The 23,326-nt window shown below is 64.7% G+C and carries 27 protein-coding genes; 10 read left to right on the top strand and 17 right to left on the bottom strand.

The genetic code is table 11. From position 1 onward, the window contains the following. Window positions 1–173 precede the first annotated feature (173 nt). Window positions 174–1,139 (bottom strand): IS5 family transposase, encoded by a 966-nt coding sequence (locus QA649_RS38145; protein WP_283020138.1) that lies wholly within the window; start codon window positions 1,137–1,139, stop codon window positions 174–176. Between the two features lie 223 nt (window positions 1,140–1,362). Continuing rightward, window positions 1,363–2,295 (bottom strand): DMT family transporter, encoded by a 933-nt coding sequence (locus QA649_RS38140; RefSeq protein WP_283021649.1) that lies wholly within the window; start codon window positions 2,293–2,295, stop codon window positions 1,363–1,365. Window positions 2,296–2,715: 420 nt separating this feature from the next. Between QA649_RS38140 and QA649_RS38135 the strand changes: the two genes are divergently transcribed. Continuing rightward, the gene (locus tag QA649_RS38135; RefSeq protein WP_283021648.1) at window positions 2,716–4,008 is read left to right on the top strand and encodes an adenylosuccinate synthase; all 1,293 of its coding nucleotides are present in this window, start codon (window positions 2,716–2,718) and stop codon (window positions 4,006–4,008) included. Window positions 4,009–4,045: 37 nt separating this feature from the next. After that, complete coding sequence (locus QA649_RS38130) at window positions 4,046–5,668, top strand: hypothetical protein (protein WP_283021647.1); 1,623 nt, start codon at window positions 4,046–4,048, stop codon at window positions 5,666–5,668. A 167-nt stretch (window positions 5,669–5,835) separates the two neighbouring features. On the opposite strand, the gene QA649_RS38125 is transcribed toward QA649_RS38130, so the two are convergent. The 3 genes from QA649_RS38125 to QA649_RS38115 form a co-directional block, all read right to left on the bottom strand. Beyond that, the gene (locus QA649_RS38125; RefSeq protein ID WP_283021646.1) at window positions 5,836–6,108 is read right to left on the bottom strand and encodes a hypothetical protein; all 273 of its coding nucleotides are present in this window, start codon (window positions 6,106–6,108) and stop codon (window positions 5,836–5,838) included. 256 nt (window positions 6,109–6,364) lie between these two features. Further along, on the bottom strand, window positions 6,365–6,595 hold the full coding sequence (locus QA649_RS38120; protein ID WP_283021645.1) for a hypothetical protein: 231 nt from the start codon (window positions 6,593–6,595) through the stop codon (window positions 6,365–6,367). 36 nt (window positions 6,596–6,631) lie between these two features. Continuing rightward, complete coding sequence (locus QA649_RS38115) at window positions 6,632–6,874, bottom strand: cysteine rich repeat-containing protein (RefSeq protein WP_283021644.1); 243 nt, start codon at window positions 6,872–6,874, stop codon at window positions 6,632–6,634. Between the two features lie 145 nt (window positions 6,875–7,019). On the opposite strand from QA649_RS38115, the gene QA649_RS38110 reads away from it, so the two are divergent. Then, the gene (locus tag QA649_RS38110; RefSeq protein ID WP_018641498.1) at window positions 7,020–7,445 is read left to right on the top strand and encodes a DUF5413 family protein; all 426 of its coding nucleotides are present in this window, start codon (window positions 7,020–7,022) and stop codon (window positions 7,443–7,445) included. A 61-nt stretch (window positions 7,446–7,506) separates the two neighbouring features. Next, window positions 7,507–8,064, top strand: a complete 558-nt coding sequence (locus QA649_RS38105; protein ID WP_283021643.1) for a DUF4112 domain-containing protein — start codon at window positions 7,507–7,509, stop codon at window positions 8,062–8,064. Window positions 8,065–8,211: 147 nt separating this feature from the next. Here the strand turns inward: QA649_RS38105 and QA649_RS38100 are convergent, their stop codons facing one another. The 4 genes from QA649_RS38100 to msrA form a co-directional block, all read right to left on the bottom strand. Then, a complete protein-coding gene (locus QA649_RS38100; protein ID WP_014492502.1) occupies window positions 8,212–8,505 on the bottom strand; it encodes a hypothetical protein in 294 nt (97 codons plus the stop codon). Window positions 8,506–8,718: 213 nt separating this feature from the next. After that, window positions 8,719–8,883 (bottom strand): DUF3309 family protein, encoded by a 165-nt coding sequence (locus QA649_RS38095; RefSeq protein WP_018641496.1) that lies wholly within the window; start codon window positions 8,881–8,883, stop codon window positions 8,719–8,721. 107 nt (window positions 8,884–8,990) lie between these two features. Continuing rightward, window positions 8,991–9,410 (bottom strand): peptide-methionine (R)-S-oxide reductase MsrB, encoded by a 420-nt coding sequence (gene msrB, locus QA649_RS38090; protein ID WP_283021642.1) that lies wholly within the window; start codon window positions 9,408–9,410, stop codon window positions 8,991–8,993. A 45-nt stretch (window positions 9,411–9,455) separates the two neighbouring features. Then, window positions 9,456–10,160, bottom strand: coding sequence for a peptide-methionine (S)-S-oxide reductase MsrA (gene msrA / locus QA649_RS38085; protein ID WP_283021641.1), 705 nt, complete (start codon window positions 10,158–10,160; stop codon window positions 9,456–9,458). A 249-nt stretch (window positions 10,161–10,409) separates the two neighbouring features. On the opposite strand from msrA, the gene QA649_RS38080 reads away from it, so the two are divergent. After that, the gene (locus QA649_RS38080) at window positions 10,410–12,095 is read left to right on the top strand and encodes a caspase family protein (RefSeq protein WP_283026194.1); all 1,686 of its coding nucleotides are present in this window, start codon (window positions 10,410–10,412) and stop codon (window positions 12,093–12,095) included. 219 nt (window positions 12,096–12,314) lie between these two features. On the opposite strand, the gene QA649_RS38075 is transcribed toward QA649_RS38080, so the two are convergent. The 6 genes from QA649_RS38075 to napE form a co-directional block, all read right to left on the bottom strand. Next, window positions 12,315–13,430, bottom strand: a complete 1,116-nt coding sequence (locus QA649_RS38075; RefSeq protein WP_283021640.1) for an ATP-dependent RecD-like DNA helicase — start codon at window positions 13,428–13,430, stop codon at window positions 12,315–12,317. A gap of 101 nt (window positions 13,431–13,531) precedes the next feature. Continuing rightward, window positions 13,532–14,185: a NapC/NirT family cytochrome c gene (locus QA649_RS38070; protein ID WP_018641491.1), complete on the bottom strand. Its 654-nt coding sequence runs from the start codon at window positions 14,183–14,185 to the stop codon at window positions 13,532–13,534. After that, the gene (locus QA649_RS38065; RefSeq protein WP_283021639.1) at window positions 14,182–14,652 is read right to left on the bottom strand and encodes a nitrate reductase cytochrome c-type subunit; all 471 of its coding nucleotides are present in this window, start codon (window positions 14,650–14,652) and stop codon (window positions 14,182–14,184) included. Before QA649_RS38065 ends, QA649_RS38070 begins: the two co-directional genes overlap by 4 nt. Continuing rightward, the gene (gene napA / locus QA649_RS38060) at window positions 14,649–17,162 is read right to left on the bottom strand and encodes a nitrate reductase catalytic subunit NapA (protein ID WP_283021638.1); all 2,514 of its coding nucleotides are present in this window, start codon (window positions 17,160–17,162) and stop codon (window positions 14,649–14,651) included. Before napA ends, QA649_RS38065 begins: the two co-directional genes overlap by 4 nt. A 16-nt stretch (window positions 17,163–17,178) precedes the next feature. After that, a complete protein-coding gene (locus QA649_RS38055) occupies window positions 17,179–17,508 on the bottom strand; it encodes a chaperone NapD (RefSeq protein WP_283021637.1) in 330 nt (109 codons plus the stop codon). A gap of 27 nt (window positions 17,509–17,535) precedes the next feature. Next, window positions 17,536–17,721, bottom strand: a complete 186-nt coding sequence (gene napE / locus QA649_RS38050) for a periplasmic nitrate reductase, NapE protein (protein WP_018641487.1) — start codon at window positions 17,719–17,721, stop codon at window positions 17,536–17,538. Window positions 17,722–17,989: 268 nt separating this feature from the next. Between napE and QA649_RS38045 the strand changes: the two genes are divergently transcribed. Together QA649_RS38045 and QA649_RS38040 are read left to right on the top strand one after the other, a co-directional pair. Further along, the gene (locus QA649_RS38045; RefSeq protein WP_283021636.1) at window positions 17,990–19,195 is read left to right on the top strand and encodes an LLM class flavin-dependent oxidoreductase; all 1,206 of its coding nucleotides are present in this window, start codon (window positions 17,990–17,992) and stop codon (window positions 19,193–19,195) included. A 214-nt stretch (window positions 19,196–19,409) separates the two neighbouring features. Then, window positions 19,410–19,904, top strand: coding sequence for a septal ring lytic transglycosylase RlpA family protein (locus QA649_RS38040; RefSeq protein WP_349254055.1), 495 nt, complete (start codon window positions 19,410–19,412; stop codon window positions 19,902–19,904). Window positions 19,905–20,084: 180 nt separating this feature from the next. Here QA649_RS38040 and QA649_RS38035 read toward each other — a convergent pair whose 3' ends face one another. After that, the gene (locus QA649_RS38035) at window positions 20,085–20,246 is read right to left on the bottom strand and encodes a hypothetical protein (RefSeq protein ID WP_283021634.1); all 162 of its coding nucleotides are present in this window, start codon (window positions 20,244–20,246) and stop codon (window positions 20,085–20,087) included. Between the two features lie 501 nt (window positions 20,247–20,747). On the opposite strand from QA649_RS38035, the gene QA649_RS38030 reads away from it, so the two are divergent. The 3 genes from QA649_RS38030 (at window position 20,748) to QA649_RS38020 (ending at window position 22,981) form a co-directional block, all read left to right on the top strand. Then, complete coding sequence (locus QA649_RS38030; RefSeq protein ID WP_283021633.1) at window positions 20,748–21,476, top strand: hypothetical protein; 729 nt, start codon at window positions 20,748–20,750, stop codon at window positions 21,474–21,476. A gap of 210 nt (window positions 21,477–21,686) precedes the next feature. Beyond that, the gene (locus tag QA649_RS38025) at window positions 21,687–22,112 is read left to right on the top strand and encodes a DUF4440 domain-containing protein (RefSeq protein WP_283021632.1); all 426 of its coding nucleotides are present in this window, start codon (window positions 21,687–21,689) and stop codon (window positions 22,110–22,112) included. 92 nt (window positions 22,113–22,204) lie between these two features. Beyond that, window positions 22,205–22,981 (top strand): helix-turn-helix transcriptional regulator, encoded by a 777-nt coding sequence (locus QA649_RS38020; protein WP_283021631.1) that lies wholly within the window; start codon window positions 22,205–22,207, stop codon window positions 22,979–22,981. 36 nt (window positions 22,982–23,017) lie between these two features. On the opposite strand, the gene QA649_RS38015 is transcribed toward QA649_RS38020, so the two are convergent. Next, window positions 23,018–23,221 (bottom strand): hypothetical protein, encoded by a 204-nt coding sequence (locus tag QA649_RS38015; protein WP_283021630.1) that lies wholly within the window; start codon window positions 23,219–23,221, stop codon window positions 23,018–23,020. Window positions 23,222–23,326 lie beyond the last annotated feature (105 nt).

Below are 23,326 nucleotides of genomic sequence, written 5' to 3'. Positions count from 1 at the left end.
CAGCGCCAGCGGTTAATATGTTGGACGCGTTCTTGATGCAGTGCGCTGATTCCCTCTCCCCCTTGTGGGCCTGTTGCGCTACGGCCTTTTGAGGCAGGAGACGTAGGGAGAGAGGGCTGTGTTGACGCCGATTGTCAGGCCGAGATCTGTACTTGGTGCCCTTGGCGGGCGTCTCAGGCGGCGAGCGCGGCCCAGCGCCTCATGTTGAACGCGATGGAGGCAAGCAGGACCTGCCCGCTTGCCTTCATGAGACCGACATAGCGGATGCAGGTCAGCCGCATGCGGCGTTTGAGAGTGGCGAAGGTGGTCTCGACCTGGGCTCGTCGGCGCGCGATGAGGAGGTTGTAGCGTTTGAGCCGAGGCGGTAGCTCCGGGTGATGTCGGTTGGGACGACGGGCGATGCGGGGCTTCTTGCCTTCCGCTTTCAGCCGAGCCCGTCGGGCATGGGTGTCGTAGGCTGCATCGGCCCACACCACGGCTTCATCGCCACGGATCAGTTCGTCGGCCGGCGTTGTGTCGTTGACATTGGCGGGCGTGGTCAGGACTGCGCGGATCAGGCCGGATCCCTCGTCGACACCCATGTGAGCCTTGTAGCCGAAGGTCGAACCACCCTTGCCCTGCCGCTTGGTAAACCGGGCATCTGGGTCGTTTGAGGGACGATCCTGCTTCGGAGGGGTTGACACCGCCTGGATCAAGGTCGCATCCAGCATCGTGCCGCGCTTGAGGATGACCCCGGCATTCTCGAGCTGGCGATCCAGCTCGCCAAACAGCTTCTCCAACAGCCCTTGTTCGACGAGCTGGTTCCGGAAGCGGTTCAGAACCGTGTGGTCGGGCGTCGCATCTTCGAGGCTCAAACCGACGAAGCGCTTGAACGACAACCGGTCGCCCAACGCTTCCTCGAGTTCGCGTTCCGAAAGACCATAGAGCGACTGCAACAGCACCGCACGAAACAGCACCAGCACCGGATAGCCTGGACGACCGGGGCTCCCTTCATCCCGCAGATGGCCGATCAGCTTCTCGAACCGGTACCACTTGACCAGGCCAGCCAGCCGATCCAGCGCTGCATTGGCGCCGGCCCCCTTCGGCATCAGTGCTTCCACAAAGCTCGGCTGTCCCGTCCGCTTAACCGCCATCGTCATCCCCTCAAGGCTTTGCCCTAGGGAATCACAACTGGCGAATTACGCAACAGGCCCCCTTGTGGGAGAGGGTGGCTCGCCGCGTAAGCGGCGAGACGGGTGAGGGGTCTCTCTCCGCGAATCCAATTCTCACTTGAGTGTGTGGATGGATACCCCTCATCCGGCGCTTCGCGCCACCTTCTCCCACAAGGGGAGAAGGAAGAGCAGAGCGCGCTTGTCGTGAGAGCTACGCCGCCTGCTTCCGCGACGCCGCGAACACGCCTGATAGCACCAGCGCGAAGCCGATGAAGTGGAAGGCCTGCGGGTGCTCGCCCAGAAACACCATCGCCATGATCGAGCCGAACACCGGCACGACGTGGAAGAACGGTGCGGCGCGGTTGGCGCCGATCAGGCGCACGCCGCGATTGAAGCAGAGATAGGCGAGGGTCGACGGGAACACCGCGACGTAGAGCAGGGTGAGCAGGTTCTGCGCATCGAGCTTCATCACCGGACGCGCGGAGAGCTCCCAGATCTCCAGCGGGATGAGGCATGCGGCGCCGGCACCGAAGGTGAAGGCGAGGAACGACAGGCCGTGCATCGCCGGCCGCTTCAGGCTCAGCACCGAATAGAGCGCGAAGATCAGAAGCGCGAGCAGGAAGATCAGATCGCCCTTGTTGAACTCGATGTTCGACAGCGTGGTGAAGTCGCCATGCAGGAGGATGGTCAGCACGCCGCACATCGACAGCAGCACGCCGAACGCCTGCGCTGCGGTGAGGCGGATGCCGAGGATGACCAGCGACCACAGCGCCACCAGCAGCGGCGCGGCCGACTGCAGCAGCAGGGTGTTGAGCGCCTGCGTGTGCTCCAGCGCCCAATATTGCAGCGTGTTGAAGGCGCCGATGCCGGTGATCGAGAGCGTGACCATCAGGCCGAGCCGCCCACGGATCGCGGGCCAATCCTGCACCAGGTGCTTCCAGGCGAACGGCAGCACCAGCAGGAAGGCGAGCAGCCAGCGCAGGAACGACAGCGTCACCGGCGGGATATGGCCGGCGGCGAGCCGTCCGACGATGGCGTTGCCGGCCCAGCACAGCGCGGTGACGCTGAGCAGCAGATAGGGCTGGTTGGCGACCCAGTTGTGACCGGATGTGTCGGCGCTCGTGGTCTGGCCGGTGGCGGACATAGCGGTTGTTGTGGCCCCATGCGCCGAGGCCCCGGCCCGGCGATGTCCGGGCCGGCTTCAATCGCCCGGCACGGTCCAAAGACACGGAAATCGCGGTTGCATCAACGGGGGGCGGATGCATCGCGCCCATGCCGTGGCGAAGGCGGCTTCTCACGCTTTGGTCGAAGCCCTGGCGCCGGCGGCAAAGGTTGCGAGATTTTAAGGGGATATCAAAGGCTTGGACCGGCCCCCGGACCTCGAAAAAGCCCCGTTCTTGCTTGCCTAGAGGGGCCGCTTCCTTTATCCGGTTGGCTGCCTTGCGTGCGAGCGGTCCTGGGCCGCGGATCGGCTGGGCGTCAGGCATGATCCCGGAAAAGTGGGCACCGGTTTTCCGCGAGGATCATGCCTCCTAAAGACAGATTGAACAGGGATTACCCGCGAATGGCCAACGTTGTCGTCGTCGGCGCCCAGTGGGGCGACGAAGGAAAGGGCAAGATCGTCGACTGGTTGTCGGAGCAGGCGGACATCGTCGTCCGCTTCCAGGGCGGCCATAACGCCGGCCACACGCTGGTGATCAACGGCAAGACCTACAAGCTTGCGCTGCTGCCCTCCGGCGTGCTGCGCGAGGGCAAGCTGTCGGTGATCGGCAACGGTGTGGTGTTCGATCCCGCCGCGTTCCTCGACGAGGTCACCAAGCTGCGCTCGCAGGGCGTCGCGGTCTCCCCGGACAATCTTCGCGTCGCCGAGAACGTCACCCTGATCCTGCCGCTGCACCGCGAGCTCGACGCCCTGCGCGAGTCCTCGAACGCGGCAACCGCGATCGGCACCACCCGCCGCGGCATCGGTCCGGCTTACGAGGACAAGGTCGGCCGCCGCGCCATCCGCCTGATGGATCTCGCCGACCTCAACACCCTGCCGCACAAGATCGACCGGCTGCTGGCGCACCACAATGCGCTGCGCCGCGGTCTCAACCTGCCGGAGTTCGACGGCAAGGAGATCCTGAAGGAATTGAGCGCGCTGGCGCCGCAGCTGCTGCCCTATGTCGAGACGGTGTGGCGCCTGCTCGACATCGAGCGGCGCGCCGGCAAGCGCATGCTGTTCGAGGGCGCGCAGGGCGCGCTGCTCGACGTCGACCACGGCACCTATCCCTACGTCACCTCGTCCAACACGGTGGCGGCGCAGGCGGCGACCGGCGCCGGCCTCGGACCGGGCGCGGTCGGCTATGTGCTCGGCCTGTGCAAGGCCTACACGACCCGCGTCGGGCAGGGCCCGTTCCCGACCGAGCAGGACAACGAGATCGGCCGCAAGATCGGCGAGCGCGGCCGCGAGTTCGGCACCAATACCGGGCGGCCCCGCCGCTGCGGCTGGTTCGACGCCGTGCTGGTCCGCCAGGCGGTCCGCACCTGCGGCATCAACGGTCTCGCGCTGACCAAGCTCGACATCCTCGACGGCTTCGATTCGATCGAGGTCTGCACTGGCTACAAGCTCGACGGCAAGGAGATCGACCATTTCCCGGCCGGCGAGGGCGCCCAGGCCCGGGTCGAGCCGATCTACGAGACCATCGAGGGCTGGAAGGAGCCGACCGCCAATGCACGGTCCTGGGCCCAGCTGCCCGCCCAGGCCATCAAATATGTCCGCCGGATCGAGGAATTGGTTGGGTGTCCGGTCGCGCTGCTTTCCACCAGCCCCGAACGCGAGGATACTATCCTGGTGCAAAATCCGTTTGAGGCTTAACGAAATCTTACCGGGACGCGCGTATAGTTGAGTAGAAATGGCTGATTACTATCCGCTGATCGCCCGCGCTATTGCCGCCCTGGACCCCAACGCTCCCGGCGAAAGCCGTCGCGCGCTCTATGAGCGGGCGCGCACGGCACTGATCGCGCAGCTCCGCAGCGTGCAGCCGCCGCTCTCCGAATCCGAGATCACCCGCGAACGGCTGTCGCTGGAAGAGGCCGTCCGCAAGGTCGAATCGGAGGCCGCCCAGCGCGCCCGCGACGCCTCGCGCCCCGGTGGTGGCGGCGGCCGCAGCGGCGGCAGCGGCAGCGGCGATGCCTTCCGCCGCGCCAGCACCCGTGCCACCGAGGCGGGCCCGCCCCCGTCCCAGCCGCGCACCCGTCCGGCCCCGACCCCGCCGCGGGCCGACCGCCCGTCCTTCAACGTCGATGACCAGGGCGATGCCCAGCGTCCGCCGCGCGCGCCGCGTTTCGACGCGCCGCGTCAGCCGGGGCCGCCTGCGCCGCCGTCGATGCCGGAGCCGCCGGCGCCGCCACCGGCCGGCCGCGATCGTGCGGGTGGGCGCCGTCCGCCTGATATCGGCCCCCCGCCGGCGCTGCCGCCGGCCCCAGGCGTGCGCGGCTTCCGCGACATCACGGCCGATGCCAACGATCTCGGCGGCGCGGCCGCACAGGCCAACCGCGCCGCGCGCCGCACCTACGCCAACGTGCCCTCGCCCTCGCCGGAATTCGACCGGCTCGAGCCGAGCCTGGAGAACCGCGCCGGCGAGCAGGACGCGCCCTATTCCTATGACGAGTCGATCGAGGAGGCCGAGCGCTACACGCCGCAGCCGCCTTCGCCGCGCCCGCACATCCCCGTCCTCGACCGCGACGCCAAGAAGCCCAAGCGCCGCGGCTCCGCGTTCCCGTTCAAGAGCGCGATCGGCGTCGGCATCGTGCTGATCCTGATCGGTGCCGGCATCCTCTGGGGCAGGCCGCTGCTCCAGACCGCCACCAACCTGTTCAAGTCCTCGCCGACCCAGGTGGTGGAGGCGCCCAAGGATAGCTCGCAGCCGCAGAGCAAGCCCAAGATCCCCGACCGCGTCGGCCAGCCCTCGGCGAGCGACCAGCCGGTTGCGCCGGTGGCGCAGAAGGTCGTGCTCTATGACGAGGATCCGTCCGATCCGAAGGGCAAGCAATATGTCGGCTCGGTGGTGTGGCGGCTCGAGCCGATCAAGGCGTCGGGCAACCAGAAGGCCGACGTTGCCGTGCGCGCCGAGATCGAGATCCCCGACCGCAAGTTCAAGATGACGATGTCGTTCCGCCGCAATACCGACTCCTCGCTGCCGGCGAGCCACACCGCGGAACTGACCTTCATCCTGCCGCCGGATTTTCCGGGCGGCAGCGTCTCCAACGTGCCGGGCATCCTGATGAAGTCGAACGAGCAGGCCCGCGGCACGCCGCTCGCCGGCCTCGCGGTCAAGGTCACCGACGGCTTCTTCCTGGTCGGCCTCTCCAATGTCGACGCCGACCGCGCCCGCAACGTCCAGCTCCTGAAGGAGCGTTCCTGGTTCGACGTGCCGCTGGTCTACGCCAACCAGCGCCGCGCCATCATCGCCATCGAGAAGGGCGCCCCCGGCGAGCGCGCCTTCAACGACGCCTTCGCGCAGTGGGGCGATTAGGTTTGCTCCGAGAGACCGCGGCCTGCATGGCCGGAGGCGTCGCCACACACTCCGTCATTGCGAGCGAAGCGAAGCAATCCAGAGTCTTTCCACGGTGACAGTTCTGGATTGCTTCGTCGCAAGCGCTCCTCGCAATGACGGCGGAGCGGCAGGCGTCGCCACCCCTCTTACTGCGCCGCCGCTTCCCGCTTCCGTGCCGCCGTAGCGGCCGCGTGCTCGCGGTCCATCACGGCGCGGCAGCCGGGGCTGACTTGGGCCTTTTTCCGCACCATGCAGGCGGTGATCCTGGGGATGTCAGGGATTTCACTCGAGCACAGCCGCATCGCATCGCCCGAGCACATCTGCTGGGCTTCTTGCGAGAAGGCGAGACTGGGTGATGTCTGGAGCGCGAAGGTGGTGGCGAGCGCGACGAGCGAAGCGATGGTCTGATAGCGTGTCATGAAGGATGGGTCCCCGAGTTCCGTAGGGCTTGAGCCGCTTGGTTTTGGGGCGCCGCACGCGGCTTGACCTGCCGCATGTCACAGCCTTCACGCCGGGATCCTGATCCCGCATGTGGTCGCTCGATTACTTGATGTCGAATCGAAAGTGCTGCGCCGCCCGAGCGAAGTATGCGCCATTGTCACGGGCCTGCAATGGTCATCGCAAAGGAATTCGCGATTGTTGCGCGCACGTCACGCAGCAAACGAGGTGGCGCGATCAGATCAGCCGGTCTGATGATGCGCTCGCCTGTTCCGCATCATCAGCACCGAGCGAAGCGGCATGTTCCTGGACCGCCGTGACGCCCTTCGCGGTGAGCTCGAACAGATCGCCGTCCTTCATCACATAGCCGTCGGCGATCAACTCGCCGATCTTGCCCTGCCTGTCGTCGGCGAAGGCGACGGACTGGCTGATGTCCCTGAGGATCGAGAGTTGTTCGTCGCGCAGCATGGCTTCACTCTCCGTTCGCAGGGGCGTTTTCGATCCTCACATGCCGTGGCTGGCGAACACCTTGCTGCATGCTTTCGACAGCTTGGCCCGGTTGGCCTGCAGGCAGCTCTGCACCGCGCCGTCATTGCCGAGTTCCTTGCGGCACAGCCGCGACGCATCGCGCGAGCAGGCGTTCTGCTCCTGCGGCGTGCCCATGTGGCCCTGGGCGAAAGCGGGCGCGCCCGGCAGGCCGCTCAGGGCGACCAGCGTGATCGTCGCCAGAATGAATTTATGGGACATCGGCGGCTCCAGTCCGACTGGGATGCTTCAGATCCCTGTCTGAACTCGTCGCCTTGCTACTTTGTTCCCCCTTCGAGGCGGCCGGCGCCCGCTGTTCAAGGTTCCCGCCGCGCTGCTATAACGGGGCGATGTGTGAGGGTATCTGATGAAACGCTATCTGGTGTTTGCGCTGGTCGGACCGTTCGTCGGCGGGTTCCTGCTGCTGCTGACGACGACGTATCAATCCGGCTATTGGACCCAGACCACACTCGGCGAGGTCGGCAAGCTGTTCGTGGTGTTCTTCAAGACCCTGCAATACAGCTATCTGTTCGGCTTCCTGCCCTCGCTGATGATCGGTGCGGTCGACGACATCCTGATCCACATCCGCCGGATCGGCCCCACCTTGCGGATGCTCCTCGTTGGCCTGTTCGCCTTCGTGCTGGCCTCGCTGACCTACAGCTCGCGCGGGCCGGATTCGGGTGTGGTGCAGTTCATTCTGTACGGCATGGTCGGCTTCGTGCCGTCGGTGATTTCCTCCTGGCTCGTGCATAGATATGTCGAGGAGCCGCAATCCGCGGCGGCACCGACCTGAACGCGCGGCGTTCGGGCGCGGCGCAGCAACCCCCGCGGCGTTGGCGCGTTTCCCTCAGGTTATGACCATGTCTGACGACGATATCCTTGCGCCCCGCAAATCCCGTTCCGGGAGCCATTCGCGCGCGACCTTTTCAGGCGCCGAGGCGCGCGGACCGATCATCGATCAGGAAGGGCACGAGATCCGGCCCGAGACGCTGGAGCAGGGATTTCGCGAGTTTCGCTTCGAGTTCGGCAAGGACAATCCATTCGCCGGAAATCCGTTCGGCAATCTGACGCGCGAGCAGCGCATCGCGCGGCTCGAGGCCATCGCAAAACTGCTCGACGTCGCCTTCATCCTGCCCGGCACCAAGATCCGCTACGGTATCGACGGGCTGATCGGGTTGATCCCCGTGGTCGGCGACATCATCACGACCGCGATCTCGCTATGGCTGGTGCGCGAGGCGAGGGCGCTGGGGGCGCCCTGGTACATCACCGCGCGCATGCTCGGCAATGTCGCGGTCGACGGCGTGGTCGGCATGGTCCCGTTCGCAGGCGATGCCTTCGACGTCATGTTCCGCGCCAACATGCGCAACGTCCGTCTGCTCCGCCGCTGGCTCGACAAGCAGCCGCGGATGTAAGAGGGCTCGCCACGATTCCATCTGGTCGACGATGCGCCGGATTTCTCTGCGCTCGCAATGACGGGGGAGAGAGGCAGCCCAAAAGCAAAAAGCGCGACAGCCTTTCGGCCATCGCGCCTTCAGCGCACATCGGAGTTTTGCGAAAACTTACGCCGCGTCGGCGTCGGTCTCGGCGGCCGGGGCCGGCCGGGGGCGGCGCGGCAGCGGGAAGGCTTCGCTCTCGTAGAGCGAGCGGATGCCGTTCTGGTCGAAGCGCGCTTCCTCGACCTGGAGATAGGCGCCGTTCAGCGAATCCGTCGGCAACTGCTCCATCGCGAACTGCACGGCTTCGGCCGCGGTGCCGAACCGGCGATAGGTGAAGCCGGCGCGCTTCTTCTTGCGGATCGCAGCGGGGAAGAGTTCGGCGGAAGTGTTGAAGTTGAACGGACGCAGTGGACGCATGGTCAAAGACCTCGTGATCTCTCTGGGGCTTTAAGCGCGTGGGGTTTGGGAGGGCAGCGGCCGCACTCGAGCGGGCCCGCCGCACATGTCATTTTCGCCCCCTAATATAGGCCGTTTTGACAGAAATGCGACCCCCGCGATGCGAGATGATGAATCAACGCATGGCAGCCCCGCAGCCGCATAAACATAAGTTATTTCAATGGCTTATATGGTTCAAACTTTGCCGGCAAGCAGCAGCACGATCAGCACCACCAGAACGACCCCGCCAATACCCATGCCGGAATGGCCGAGGCCATAGCCGTAGCCGCCGAACCGGCCGGACAGGCCGCCGACGAGATAGATGATCACCAGGATGATCAGGACGGTCCCAAGGGTCATGGCATCCTCCCTGGCGGCCCGCCGAAATGCGCTAATCGGCGCACCGCCAGGGGAGAAAAGCACATCGCGCCGCCGGGTTCCATGGGGGAACCCGGCGGCGCGCTGGGTTATTTAGGCTCGAGCTTCAGCGCCGCGGAGTTGATGCAGTAGCGCAGGCCGGTCGGCCCGGGGCCGTCGGGGAAGACGTGGCCGAGGTGGCCGCTGCACTTGGAGCAGAGCACCTCGGTGCGGATCATGCCGTGGCTGACATCCCGCTCCTCGTCGATATGGCTTTCGACCGCAGGCGCGGTGAAGCTCGGCCAGCCGCAGCCGGAATCGAATTTGGCGTCGGAATCGAACAGCACGTTGCCGCAGCCGGCGCAGACATAGGTGCCGGCTCGGTGGTCGTGCTCATATTCGCCCGTGAAGGGACGCTCGGTCGCCTTCTCGCGCAGCACCGCGTACTGCATCGGCGACAGCTCGCGCCGCCACTGCTCTTCGCTCTTGATGACTTTGTCGTCGGTGGTTTTCGCCTTGGTGTCGGGCATGGGTCTCCCGTTTCTTCGATGATCTTGCTTTCGATGATCTCGCGATCAGTTGGTGGCCTTGCTGGCATTCACCAGCGTCGGCTTCTCAATGTAGTTATCCGCGAACAGCTTTTTCAGGTTCTCGACCTTGGGCAGGTCGTTATAGGCGATGTAGGGCTGGTTCGGGTGCAGCGTCAGGTAATCCTGGTGATAGGCCTCCGCCGGATAGAACGCCTCCAGCGCGCCGACCTTGGTCACGATCGGCTTGCCGAACACCTTCGCGCCGTTGAGCTGGGCGATATAGGCATCCGCCACCTTCTTCTGCTCGTCGGAGGTGGTGAAGATCGCCGAGCGATATTGCGTGCCGATGTCGGGGCCCTGGCGGTTGAGCTGGGTCGGGTCGTGCACCACCGAGAAGTAGATCTGGAGGATCTTTCCGTAAGAGATCTTCTTCGGGTCGTACTTGATCTCGACCGATTCCGCATGGCCGGTCCGGCCGCCCGAGACCGTCTGGTAGTCGGCGGTCGCCTTGGTGCCGCCGGCATAGCCGGAGACCGCGTTGACGACGCCGGCGGTGTGCTGGAAGACGCCCTGCACGCCCCAGAAGCAGCCGCCGGCGACCACCGCGGTCTGGATGCCGCTCGCGGGCGCCGCGTCCACGGCCGGGGCGGGGATCACGACGGCTTCCTCGGCGGCCCGGGACGGCACGGCAAAGGCCAGTGTCGCGGCGGCGGTGGCGGCGAGCAGGGTCAGAAGGGCGGGACGACGCATGGCGGAGCCTCTTTGGCGGAAGGTTGCGACAGTCTAGGTCGGTTGGCACCGGGCGAACAGCCTGCCCGGCCGCATTCCAGTCACTGGAGATACGGGGATAGGGACCGATTGTTACGCCGGGATGGACACGAGTCTGTGAAAGCGTCTGCTTCAGACAGCCCGCTTGGCGAGGTGGGAACTCCGCGCTAGATGAAGCCGCGCGATCGACGATCGACCTGGAAAAATGGTGGCTGGAGCTGGCCTGATAACATGCTGCGCGTCGTTTCCCTGACCCTCGTCACCCTGATCGCCACCGTCGCGATCGCCCATGCAGATCAAGTCAGCGACGATCTCGCCCTCTGCCGCGACCGCCAGGCGGACATGCAGGCCCGCGCACCGGCCTGCGACAATCTGCTCAACGCCGATCGCCTGACCGGCAAGGACAAGGCCGTCGCGCTGTCCGTGCGCGGCAACACCCTGATCAACAAGCGCGACTACGTCCACGCCATCGAGACCCTGTCCATGGCCGTCGATCTCGATCCTGACTACGTCATTGCGCTCAACCTGCGCGGCCTCGCCTATGAGCGCAAGGGCCAGGACGACCTCGCGATGGCCGACTACAACCTCGCGCTCCAGAAGCGGCCGACCTACGGTGTCCCCTACAACAATCGCGGCGTGATCCAGCTGCGCCGGGGCGCCCTGCAAAGCGCGCTCGACGATTTCAACCTGTCGATCAGGTACACGCCGAAATTCCTGCTCGGCTGGACCAATCGTGCCCGCGTACGGACGCTGATGAAGGATTTCAACGGCGCGATCGCCGACTTTGCGGAAGCCGAGAAGATCGATCCGGCCGCGCCTCAGATCGTGAGCAACCGCTGCATCACCTGGGGCATGATGGGCAAGTTTGAGCAGGCCTTCGCCGACTGCAACGGCCTGATCCAGAAGCAGCCCCGCAACGTCTTCGCGATCAACAATCGCGCCGACGTTGCCATGATGAAGGGCGACCTCGATGCTGCGCTGAAGGACTACAACACGGCGATCGAGATCAATCCGAACAATATTCGTGCTCATTCCGGCCGCGGCCAGATCTACGAGCGGAAGAAGGATCTCGCCCAGGCGCGCGCCGATTACCGCGCAGCCGCCTATTCGCTGACGAAGTTCGACGAACCCGACGTGGCGCGCGCCCGCGCCATCGCGCAGGAGCGGCTCGCCGCGCTGACGCCGCAGGCCCCAGTGGGCGCGCCCAGCGGGCGCCGCGTCGCGCTGGTGATCGGCAACGGTGCCTACAAGAACGTGCACGCCTTGCCCAATCCGCCGCGCGACTCGAAATTGATCGCGAGCGTGCTGAAGGATGTCGGTTTCCAGACCGTGATCTCCGTCAGCGATCTCACCCGCGACAAGTTCTTCGACGCGCTGAAGACCTTCGCGGAGGAGGCGGAGAAGGCCGACTGGGCCGTGGTCTATTACGCCGGCCACGGCTTTGAGATCGGCGGCGTGAACTATCTCGTCCCCGTCGATGCCAAGCTTGCCGCCGACAAGGACGCCGAGACGCAGGCGGTCGCGCTCGAGCAGGTCATCGCCGCAGTCGGTGCCGCGCGAAAAATGCGTCTCGTGGTGCTCGATGCCTGTCGCGACAATCCGTTCGCGCCGGCCATGCAGCGCACGCTGTCGCTGAAGCTCGTCGACAAGGGCTTTTCCAACATCGAGCCCGGCGCCGGCTACATGGTGGTCTATGCCGCCAAGCACGGCGAGACCGCGATGGACGGCGACGGTGCCGCCAACAGCCCGTTCGCCACCGCGCTCGCCCGCGAGATCAAGGAACCGAAGGTCGAGATCCGAAAGCTGTTCGACATCGTCCGCGACGACGTCTGGGCCGCGACCAAGCACGAGCAGCAGCCGTTCACGTATGGCTCGCCGCCGGGACGGGAGGATTTCTATTTTGTTGCGGGGAAGTGAGGAATTGAGTTGCGGAGCAACAATTCGTCATTCCGGGGCGATGCGAAGCATCGAACCCGGAATCTCGAGATTCCGGGTTCGGCTCTTCGAGCCGCCCCGGAATGACGGGGTAGTGCCGTAGGGTGGGCAAAGCGAAGCGTGCCCACGCGTTTTTTGCTTAGGGAGAGAGATGGTGGGCACGGCGCGTTGCGCCTTTGCCCACCCTACGGCAGCGGCGCTTTAAACGACGATACTCAACCTTTTCGCCGCCCGCGTAATCCCCGTGTACAGCCACCTTGCCCGGCTCTCCCCAAACGCAAAACTCTCGTCGAACAGCACGACGTCGTCCCATTGCGAGCCCTGCGATTTGTGCACGGTCAGCACGTAGCCATAGTCGAACTCGTCATAGGGCTTGCGCTGCTCCCAGGCGATCTGCTCGATGCCACCCTCGAAGCAGTCGGCGCGCACGGACACCTTCGTCACCTTGTGCCCGAAATCCTCGTCCGGCGACAGCCGCATGGAGAGGATGCGCGATTTCGAGCGCGAGGTGTTGCGCGACTTCACGCGCCACAGGCCGCCGTTGAACAGGCCCTTCTTGCGGTTGTTGCGCAGGCACACCAGCTTGTCGCCGGCGACCGGGAACTGGTCCTCGATGTTCTGGCGCTGGCGCACCCGCATGTTGTACGCGCGTCGCGTGTTGTTGCGGCCGACCAGGACCTGGTCGGCGCCCATGACGCGGTCGGGGTCGAGCTCCTTCCGCGACACCACCTCGCTCTCGCCGTAGCGGCCGATGTCGAGCTCGCGGCCCTCGCGTACGTCCATCGACATCCGCACGATCGGATCGTCCTGGGCCTGGCGATGCACCTCGGTCAGCATCGCGTCGGGCTCCGAATTGGTGAAGAAGCCGCCGCCCTGGATCGGCGGCAGCTGCGCAGGGTCGCCCAGCACCAGCAGCGGACAGTCGAACGACATCAGGTCGCGGCCGAGCTCGGCATCGACCATGGAGCATTCGTCGATCACGATCAGCTTGGCTTTCGATGCCGGCGCGTCGTCCCACAATTCGAAGCTCGGCTGCTCCTCGCCGGATTCGCGGGCGCGGTAGATCAGCGAATGGATCGTGGAGGCCTCGTCGCAGCCCTTGTTGCGCATCACGAGGGCCGCCTTGCCGGTGAAGGCGGCGAATTTCACCTCGCCGTCCACGCCCTCGGCGATATGCCGCGCCAGCGTGGTCTTGCCGGTGCCGGCAAAGCCGAACAGGCGGAAGACCGGCGGCGTGCCGCCCCGTCCGGGCTTGGCTTTGAGCCAGTCACCGACGGCCTTGAGCGCGGCATCCTGATGCGGGGTGAAAGTGGCCATAGCTGTCTTGAGGAGGGGCGAAATCGGGGCGATTCGCCGTCCCCCAAAACTAACCATTCGCCCCAAGGGTTCAAGCGGGGCGAATCGAGTTGCCTGCGCCCCTACTGCCAGCCGGGAACGCCACGCATATCCGGCAGCTGGTGGGCGATGCCCTTGTGGCAGTCGATGCAGGTCTTTTCCTTGGTGAACAGGAAGCGCTGGTGCGCGACCGAGGCCCGCGGCGACTGTTTGGTGATGTCCATGGAATCGGCGCTGTGGCAGTTGCGGCATTCCAGGGAGTCATTGGCCTTGAAGCGCGCCCATTCATGCGCGGCGAGCTCGAGCCGGTGATCCAGGAATTTCTCCCGTGTATCGATCGTGCCGAAGATCTTGCCCCAGACCTCCTTGGAGGCCTGCATCTTGCGCGCGATCTTGTCGGTCCAGTTGTGCGGCACGTGGCAGTCCGGGCAGGTCGCGCGCACGCCGGAGCGGTTGGTGAAGTGGATGGTCGACTTCAGCTCCGCGAAGACGTTGTCCTTCATCTCGTGGCAGCCTGTGCAGAATTTTTCGGTGTTGGTGATTTCCAGCGCGGTGTTGAAGCCGCCCCAGAAGATCACGCCGGCCACGAAGCCCGCCAGCACCAGCGTGCCGAGCGCGAACACCGAGCTCGGCCGGGTCAGCACGCCCCAGAGCTCGAGCAGGAAATCCCAGCTTCGCGCGATGAAGCCGCGCTTGGACTCCAGCTTCTCCTTGGGCTCGTCAGCGGTCGTCGTCATCGCCGGCCACCCGGGCTTGCGCGCGACAGCAGCGTGTCGATGTCGGTAAAATCGTTGCTGACGGGCGGATTGGCGGTGTTCTGCGGCACGTGGCACTCGGTGCAGAAGAAGCGGCGCGGCGAGATCGAGGCCAGGAACTGGCCGTCGCGGTCCATGAAATGCGTGATCGACACCATCGGCGCCTGCGATTCCGCCGTGCGCGCCCGCGCGTGGCAGGACAGGCATTTGTTGCCGTTGAGGTCGATCTGGTAGCCGTCGATCGTGTGCGGGATGACGGGCGGCTGCTCCGGATAGTTGCGCACCTCCTTCTCGGACGTGTTGCGGTTGGGTAGCATCGGCGGCGCCGGGCCCTCGTCGTTGAGCGGCGCCGCGCCGCGCAGTCCCGAGGTCACCGTCTGCGCAGTCAGCGAGCTCGTGCCGGCGGCAATCGCGACCGCGAGCAGGGCGATACCAAATCGTTTCATCATGACAGGTTCACCCGCTCGATGCGCACGGCGCATTTCTTGAAATCGGTTTGCAGCGAGATCGGATCGGTGGCGTCCAGCGTCACCTTGTTGATCAGCTTGGATTCGTCGAACCAGGGCACGAACACCAGACCGCGCGGCGGCCGGTCGCGGCCGCGCGTCTCGACGCGGGCGCGGATGAAGCCGCGGCGCGAGACCACCTTCACCTCGTCGCCGCGCCGCAGCTTCATGTCCTGCGCGTCGTCGGGATGCATGAAGCAGACGGCCTCCGGGAACGCCTTGTACAGCTCGGGCACGCGGCGCGTCATGGTGCCGGAATGCCAGTGCTCCAGCACGCGGCCGGTCGAGAGCCAGTAGGGATAGTCGTTGTCGGGCGATTCCGCCGCCGGCTCGAACGGAAGCGCGAAGATGCGCGCCTTGCCGTCGGGATAGCCGTAGAACTGCACGTCGGTGCCCTGCTTGACGTAGGGGTCGCTGCCCTCGCGGAAGCGCCACTTCGTCTCCTGGCCGTTGACGACGGGCCAGCGCAGGCCGCGCTCTCGGTGATAGGTGTCGAACGGCGCGAGGTCGTGGCCGTGGCCGCGGCCGAACTGGGCATATTCCTCGAACAGCCCCTTCTGCACGTAGAAGCCGAACGCCTTGGCTTCCTCGTTGGAATAGCCGGCCTCGATCTCGGTCACGGGGAATTTGTCGACCTGGCCGTTCCTGTAGAGCACGTCGAACAGCGTCTTGCCGCGAACGTCCGGCTTCTTGGCGATCAGCTCCTCGGGCCAGACCTCCTCGATCTTGAAGCGTTTTGAAAATTCCATGAGCTGCCAGAGATCGGATTTGGCTTCGCCCGGCGCGGTGACGAGCTGGTGCCAGAACTGGGTGCGCCGCTCGGCGTTGCCATAGGCGCCTTCCTTCTCCACCCACATCGCGGTCGGCAGGATCAGATCGGCGGCGAGCGCCGTCACGGTCGGATAGGCATCCGACACCACGATGAAATTGTCGGGGTTGCGGAAGCCCGGATAGGTCTCCTCGTTGACGTTGGGGCCGGCCTGCAGGTTGTTGTTGACCTGCACCCAATAGGCGTTGATCAGGCCGTCCTTCAGCATCCGGCTCTGCAGCACGGCGTGTGCGCCGTTCTTGTCGGGAATGGTGCCTTCGGGCAGCTGCCAGATGTGCTCGGCATGATCGCGATGCGCCTTGTTGGTCACGACCATGTCGGCGGGCAGGCGGTGCGAGAAGGTGCCGACCTCGCGCGCGGTGCCGCAGGCCGAGGGCTGGCCGGTCAGCGAGAACGGGCTGTTGCCGGGCGAGGAGATCTTTCCGGTCAGAAGATGGATGTTGTAGACGAGGTTGTTGGCCCAGACGCCGCGGGTGTGCTGGTTGAACCCCATGGTCCAGAACGAGATCACCTTGGTCTTGGGATCGGCATAGAGCTCCGCCAGCGCCTCGAGCCGGTTCAGCGGCACGCCGGACATTTTTGCAGCCTTCTCCAGCGTGTAGTCCGAGACGAACTTGACGTACTCGTCATAGCTCATGTCGGTGGAGTCGTTGGCCTTGGCCGCGCCGGTCGCCTTCTTCTGCAGCGGATGCTCGGGCCTCAAACCATAGCCGATGTCGGTCTGCCCGCGCCTGAAGATGGCATGGGCGTTGACGAAGTCCTTGTTGACGCGGCCGGTCGTGATGATGTGGTTGGCGATGGCGTTGAGGATGTAGAGATCGGTTTGCGGCACGAACACCATGCCGATATCGGCGAGGTCGAACGAGCGGTGCTCGAAGGTCGAGAGCACGGCGACGCGGACATGCGGCGCGGACAGCCGGCGGTCGGTCAGGCGCGTCCACAGGATCGGGTGCATCTCCGCCATGTTGGAGCCCCACAGCACGAAGGCGTCGGTCGCCTCGATGTCGTCATAGCAGCCCGCCGGCTCGTCGATGCCGAAGGTGCGCATCATGCCGGCGACGGCGGAGGCCATGCAGTGCCGCGCATTGGGGTCGATGTTGTTGGTGCGGAAGCCGGCCTTGAACAGCTTTGACGCCGCATAGCCTTCCCAGATCGTCCACTGGCCGGAGCCGAACATGGCGACGCCGTTCGGCCCGCGCTTCTTGATCGCCTCCTTCCACTTCTGCTCCATGATGTCGAAGGCTTCGGTCCAGGACACAGGCGTGAAGTCGCCGTTCTTGTCGTACTTGCCGTCTCTCTTGCGCAGCATCGGCTGGGTCAGGCGGTCGTGGCCGTACATGATCTTGGAGAGGAAGTAGCCCTTGACGCAGTTCAGGCCGCGATTGACCTCGGCCTTGATGTCGCCATGGGTGGCGACGACGCGGTTGTCCTTGGTCGCGACCATCACCGAGCAGCCGGTGCCGCAGAAGCGGCAGGCGGCCTTGTCCCATTTCAATTCGCTCACCTCGCGCTCGGCGGCGAGGTTGGCGGCGAGCGCCGGCGCCGGGAGCCCGGCGGCGGCCGCGGCGATCGCGGCAGCCTCGAGCTTCAGCATCTGGCGGCGGTCGAGCTTCGGCGATGTCATGATGGCTCTTCCTGACTCAGGCGGTTTCGATGGCGTGGAAGACCAGCGCCGCGGAATAGACGTGCTGCAGCGACTGGATGGTGTTGAGCATGGTGCCGAGGCTGCCGGCATCGGGCGCTTCGGTGACCACGATAAGCTTGCCACGCGGATCGCGGGCGTGGATCTCGCAGCCGGGCATCGCCGCGATCTCGGCTTCCACCTCGGCGAGCCGCTCGGGGCGCGCCTGCACGATGATGCTGGCGATCTCGCAGCCCGGCGGCGACACGATGCGGTCGGCGCTGAGCACGCGGCCCGTGATCAGTGCACGGCGGTTGAGTTTGGCTCTGGTGACTCTGGCTTGGGCCATGATGCCTGTCTTTCGCTTGTCGAACGATCAATGCGCGGAGGTCGGCGGGCCGGGAGGGCCGGCAAACATCTGGTAGATCCAGACGCCGAGCCCATAGGAGCCGACCGTTCCGACCGCGAGGACGGGCATCACGACCGCGGTCAGGAACAGGAACGCAAAAATCTCCATGCGCTTACGGCGCACGCGCGAAGTCGTGTCGTCAGGGGCCGACATATTCGGTCTCTTCGGGATGGTATGGGAATCATCGGGACGGCATCCGGGCCGTTGCCTTGCAGCACTTTTGCTGCAATTGGGCCGCCGCGGCGTTGATCTGGATCAATCTCTCGACTTGCGCGGATGTCGCAGCGGCAGTGCCGGGACGTAGCGCGCCGCTCTGCGCGGGCGGGGAATCGTTCTCCCACGCCGCGGAATTGCGACCGCGTAGACAGCGCCGGATCACGCTCTAAGATGCGGTTAACAAGAACAATGCGGGAGAGGCGTCATGAAGTTCGGCATCTTCTACGAGCTGCAGCTGCCACGGCCCTGGGTGGCCGGCGACGAGCTCGCCCTCTACCAGAATGCCCTCTCGCAGATGGAACTCGCCGACAAGCTCGGCTACGACCACGCCTGGGTGGTCGAGCACCACTTCCTCGAGGAATACTCGCACTCGCCTTCGCCGGAATCCTTCCTCGCCGCCGCCAGCCAGCGCACGAAGCGCATCCGCCTCGGCCACGGCATCCTCCAGCTCACCACTAACCATCCGGCGCGCGTCGCCGAGCGTGTCGCGGTGCTCGACCTGCTCAGTAACGGCCGCTGCGAGTTCGGCATGGGCGAGAGCGCGTCCATCACCGAGCTCACCCCGTTCGGCCGCGACATGGAGACCAAGAAGGAGGTGTTCGAGGAGGCCGTCGCCGCGATCTTCCCGATGTTCAAGGACGCAGGCAGCGAGCATCACGGCAGGTATTTCGACATCCCCTTGCGCAACGTCGTGCCCAAGCCCGTGCAGAAGCCGCATCCGCCGCTGTGGATGGCCTGCTCGCAGCTGCCGACCATCGAGCGCGCCGGCCGCCACGGTTTTGGTGCGCTCGGTTTTCAGTTCGTCAGCGCCGATGCCGCGCATGCCTGGGTGCACGCCTATTACAACGCCATGACCAAGCGTCTGCGCAGATTGGCGGACTACGAGATCAACCCGAACATGGCGCTGGTCTCGTTCTTCATGTGCGCGAAGACGGATGAAGAGGCGCGCGCCCGCGCCGACGGCGCCACCTTCTTCCAGTTCGCGCTGCGCTACTACGGCGCCGCGCAAAATCGCCAGCGTCCCGCGCCCTACACCGTCAACATGTGGGACGAGTATAACAAGTGGAAGCGCGACAACCCGGAAGCGCAGGAGGCCGCGCTGCGCGGCGGCCTCATCGGCTCGCCCGAGACGATCCGAAAGAAGCTGAAGCGCTTCCAGTCTTCGCATATCGATCAAGTCATCTTGCTAAATCAAGCGGGCAAGAACAGTCACGAGCACATCTGCGAATCGCTGGAGCTGTTCGGCCGCGAGGTGATGCCGGAGTTCCAGAACGATCCGGCGCAGGCCGCGTGGAAACAGGGCGTGATGAGCGGAGAGATCAAGCTGGAAGAGATCGACACCGTGGCTTTTACGGATCGCTACGGCAAGCTCGCGATCAATGTCGCCCCAGTAAAAGCGGTGGCGGGATAGGCTGTTCGTTAAGTCATGCTGCTGACGCAATCTCTGTCTTAACCGGCGACAACGTAAAACACTGCGTGGGAACCAGTTTGGTTCGCACGACGGTTCCATGCCAAGGGGTTGGCGCGAACCCGTAAAAATCCGGTGCAAGCTTCATGAACGCGTGCGCGTTCGCTTGCGCTGTTTGCGGTGTCGGGAACCGGCGATCTAAAAAATCACAGGAGTTATGATGTTGTTCCGCTCGAGCGCCGCGCTTTGCGGCGCCCTGGTTGCGCTTGCCGTTTCTGTCAATGTTGCTCGAAGTGAAACGCGTGGGGGTCACGCAAACGCCGTCGTCGATGCCGCCTCCGGGGAGGCGGTCGTTGGCGCTGCATCCACCTACAATCCGTTCAAACCCGGCAAGGAGGAGGGCGGTCCGAAGACAGCCTCCGGCGAGCGCTATGATCCCTCCGACTGGGCGGCCGCGATCAAGACGACCTTGCGTCGGAAATTCGGTGGGGTGCTATTTGGTGCGAGGCCGAAATTTGCACTGGTCGAAGCCGTCGGCAAGAAGGTCATCGTCAAGATCAATGACGTGGGACCACTCAGGCCCGGCCGCATCATCGACTTCAACGAGCGGACGATGCGCCATTTCGATCCAAGCCTGGAGCGCGGAGTCATCAAGGACGTGAAAGTCAGCCCGCTTGCAGGGGACAACTGGACACTGGGGCCGGTGGGCTGATCATCCTGCGCGGAAGAGGTCGTGTACGTCGATCAGCGGGGCCACTTTGATGGCTCCCGCACCGCGGGTGACTTCCGACCCGCAACGGATGTGGCAGACATGAAAAGCTGGACGCGGGCGGTCTCGAGTCCTGAGCTTCGATGGCTCTGACAATCGCATCACGGACTGACGCGGTCGCCTCTAGCTCCTGCCGTACTGGTCTTGATCGTAGGACTGCAGGATCCGGACAAAATCAGCCATGCTGGATCGATCCAGGTTTTCGGCAAAAGCCGCAACCTCGGTATGGGATGTGGACTGGCTCCCTTGCCAAAACCGCATCAGGAGATCGGCGATGTTTCTCATGGCGTACTCTCTGCAGTTAGCCGTGCAGTTAGCTGTGGCAGTCCGCCTGGTCGAGGAAGGCCGGCGGGCATTACGCCGCCGACCCTGCTCCGCAACTGCCGGCCCGCGAGACCGGTTCCGTTGCCTTTCACTCTGGACTTATTGGTAGCATCGGGCCCTCGATTGGCGCCATTGCGCAGGGGTATGAAGGGGACATACCTAGGTAGGCTTAGGCTTGGACTGGTGAATCGGAATGGGTCGACCAGCTGCTTCCGTTGATGGCTCGCAGCCCACCTGCCAACCGCTTCTCAATGTTGGAAGCTCCGAACTCCTTTTGGGGGCCGCAAAAGAAGATGCATCGCGTTGCTACCGGGGCGCTGCTGGGCGGGCTTTGCATTCGGCCCACGGTTCCTCGCGACTCGCGCACAATGAATCCATGGCTCCGCCAGATTTGGGCCGCATGGCGGCCCATCTCGCCGAGAAGGGTCATGCCGGTGGGGGGCGCAACACCGGGAGTTTTCGATGTCCGGTCATTTGCGACTTTGTCAGGCGAGTTTAGTTCTCGTTGGGGTTCTGGCAGCGCAACCTGCGTTCTCCGACCCATTTGCCGATCTTTTCAATAGCCCGGCGCGCGAGCCGGCGGCGACCGCTCCGGCGCAGGCCGAATGCTTGTCGCGGCCCGGTAACTCGGCCGGTGCGGACCAGCACTGGGTCTATCGGCGAGACCAGGGCCGCAGATGCTGGTTCCTGACCGAGCGTGTCACCACGGTGAAAAAGCCGGCTCATCGTCGCGTGGCCCATCGCCGCGCCAATCCTGTCGAGAACGAAACTGCGCCGCCCAGGCGGCGGATCTCGGTCGTTGATGCGCGGGCCGAGTTGGAGCGCTCCACACCGGCAGCGAGCGTCGAGCCGCCGCAGCCTCCACGCGAGATCAAGGTCGCTGATGCTGCTTTCAATGTCGGTACGAGCACGACGCCCTTGATGCCGGCCGCTGCCGCTGCCCCTCTTCCAGCCGGCCAGCTCACGCCCGAGAACGCCGTGCCCGCCATGGGGGATGTGCAAAAGCTTGTAGCGCCCGCAAGCGACGCGGCCTCTATCCAGGTGCCACCGGTGAGCATCCGCGTTGCGGAGGCGGCCGACGAGGGCGGCTGGATGGCAACCTGGGTGGGCTTGCTGCTGATGGCCTTGGGTATTGGCTCTGTCTTAAGCTCGAGCCGCGCGCTGCGCGATATCGTGCTGTTGCGCCACTGAGCGAATTCGCGGCCCGGCGCTCGGTCTTCGGCGGACACTTGTCACGCCCGTCATCTCGTTTGCCGCATCCTGCATCTCGTCAATATTGCTTACGGTAATCCTCCGGAGTTGCTGTTTCGTCAAACGCGGTCTGGGATGCGGCATTCAACGCATCTCCTGTGGAGCAACGGCCGCGCTGCATTCGAGTCACAGATTGAGTTGGAGATGATCATGCGCAACATCGCACTGGTGATTGTATTCGTGAGCTCGCTGGCGGCTCCGGCATTGGCACAGAAGCCCGAGATTGAAGCGATCAATGCCAAATTTGTTGAATTGTTCAACAAGGGCGATTTCTCTGGCATTGCGTCGCTCTATAGCGCCGATGCGATCGTGCTGCCGCCCGGTTCTTCGATGGTGCAGGGTCGAGCAGCCATCGAGGGAATGTGGAAAAGCATGGCGGAGCAGGTCGGCGATCCCAAGCTCGCGACTGTTGACGTGAAGGCGCTTGGCCCTTTGGCGGCGCGCGAGATCGGCACGTTTGCTCTGAAGACCAAGGCGCCGACGCCGCAGGAAGTGACCGGGAAGTACGTCGTTGTTTGGGAAAAGGTCGAAAATGACTGGAAGCTCACCACCGACATATGGAACGAGGGCAAGTAGGCCGCTCGTAGGCGGGCTTGAGGCTGTGCCGACTTCCGTCGAAATCCCGTTGCTGCTATCCTTTCGCAAAACAACGGCTTGCGGGGGAAACGATGCGGTCTCGCGACACAGGCTCAGGCTTGGCGACGGGTGATGTCACGTCCGCGGTGCTCGCCATCGATCGCTCCGATTTCCCGAAAATCCTGATCGACACGCTGCGCCGGCAGGCGGATGTCGGCCATTGCATGGTGTTCGCGCTGGGCCGCGCGGGCGCCGCACGCTGCCTGCTCGATGCCGGCAACATCCCGATCGGCGGTGATCTCGGCGCGGCCTATGCCGGCCAGTTCCACGAATCCGATCCCAACCGCGACGCGTTGTTCGAAGGCGAGGGCGGCGCGCCGATCATGCTGCCGGCGTTCGCGCCGCGCATGTACGGCGCGCGTTACCGCAAAATCTTCTTCCAGGATTCCGGCATCGTCGACAAATGCGCGACCGCGATCTGGACCGGCGACACCTGCTTCTACGTCAACTTTTATCGCATCGCCGCGCAGGGCCGCTTCAGCGCCGCGCAGCGTGACCGGCTTGGGGCCATCGCGCCTGCGATCGCGGCGAGCGTCGCCCGCCATTTTCAGGAGACGGCAGCGCCGGATCAATCCCTCGCTGCCCTGTTCGCAACCCGCGCGCCGCTCACCGCTCTCACGCCGCGTGAGCGGGAGGTCTGCTGCCGCATCCTCGCAGGCTTCAGCTCCGAGGCGATCTCGCAAGGACTCGGTATCAGCCTGCATTCGACCCTGACCTACCGCAAGCGCGCCTATGAGCGGCTCGGCATCTCCTCGCAGAGCGAGCTGTTCGCGATTGTGCTGCGGCTGCTGACGCGCAGCCTGAACTAGGGCACTGGCAACCCTGCAGCCTCGATGAGCGCCTTGCTATACCGAAAGTCGCGACCGATAGGGCGCGGTCAGCAGCAGCATGAAAAGCGCTCTTTCGGCCTGGTACTTTGCGGCAGGTCGACTGGATTCCCGGCCCTGCATCACGACCGCGCCCTGGACGGTACAGACGTTCCAGGCCCATGTTCTTCGCCTGCGCCGCGCCAGGGTCACTTCGAAAATCGGAAATTCCGGTTTCACCATCCCCGCCGCTTCTCGTCAGGCGTCCAATCTGGGCGGAGTTGAACCCGGAGGGCTGCCTTGTGTCTTCACCCATTTGGGTGAAGAGAAGCCCTGCTCATACAAAGC

The organism is Bradyrhizobium sp. CB1717 (assembly GCF_029714325.1).
Taxonomy (GTDB): domain Bacteria; phylum Pseudomonadota; class Alphaproteobacteria; order Rhizobiales; family Xanthobacteraceae; genus Bradyrhizobium.
The sequence above is the reverse complement of the archived record's forward strand: the minus strand, read 5'-3'. Positions and strand labels throughout refer to the sequence as shown.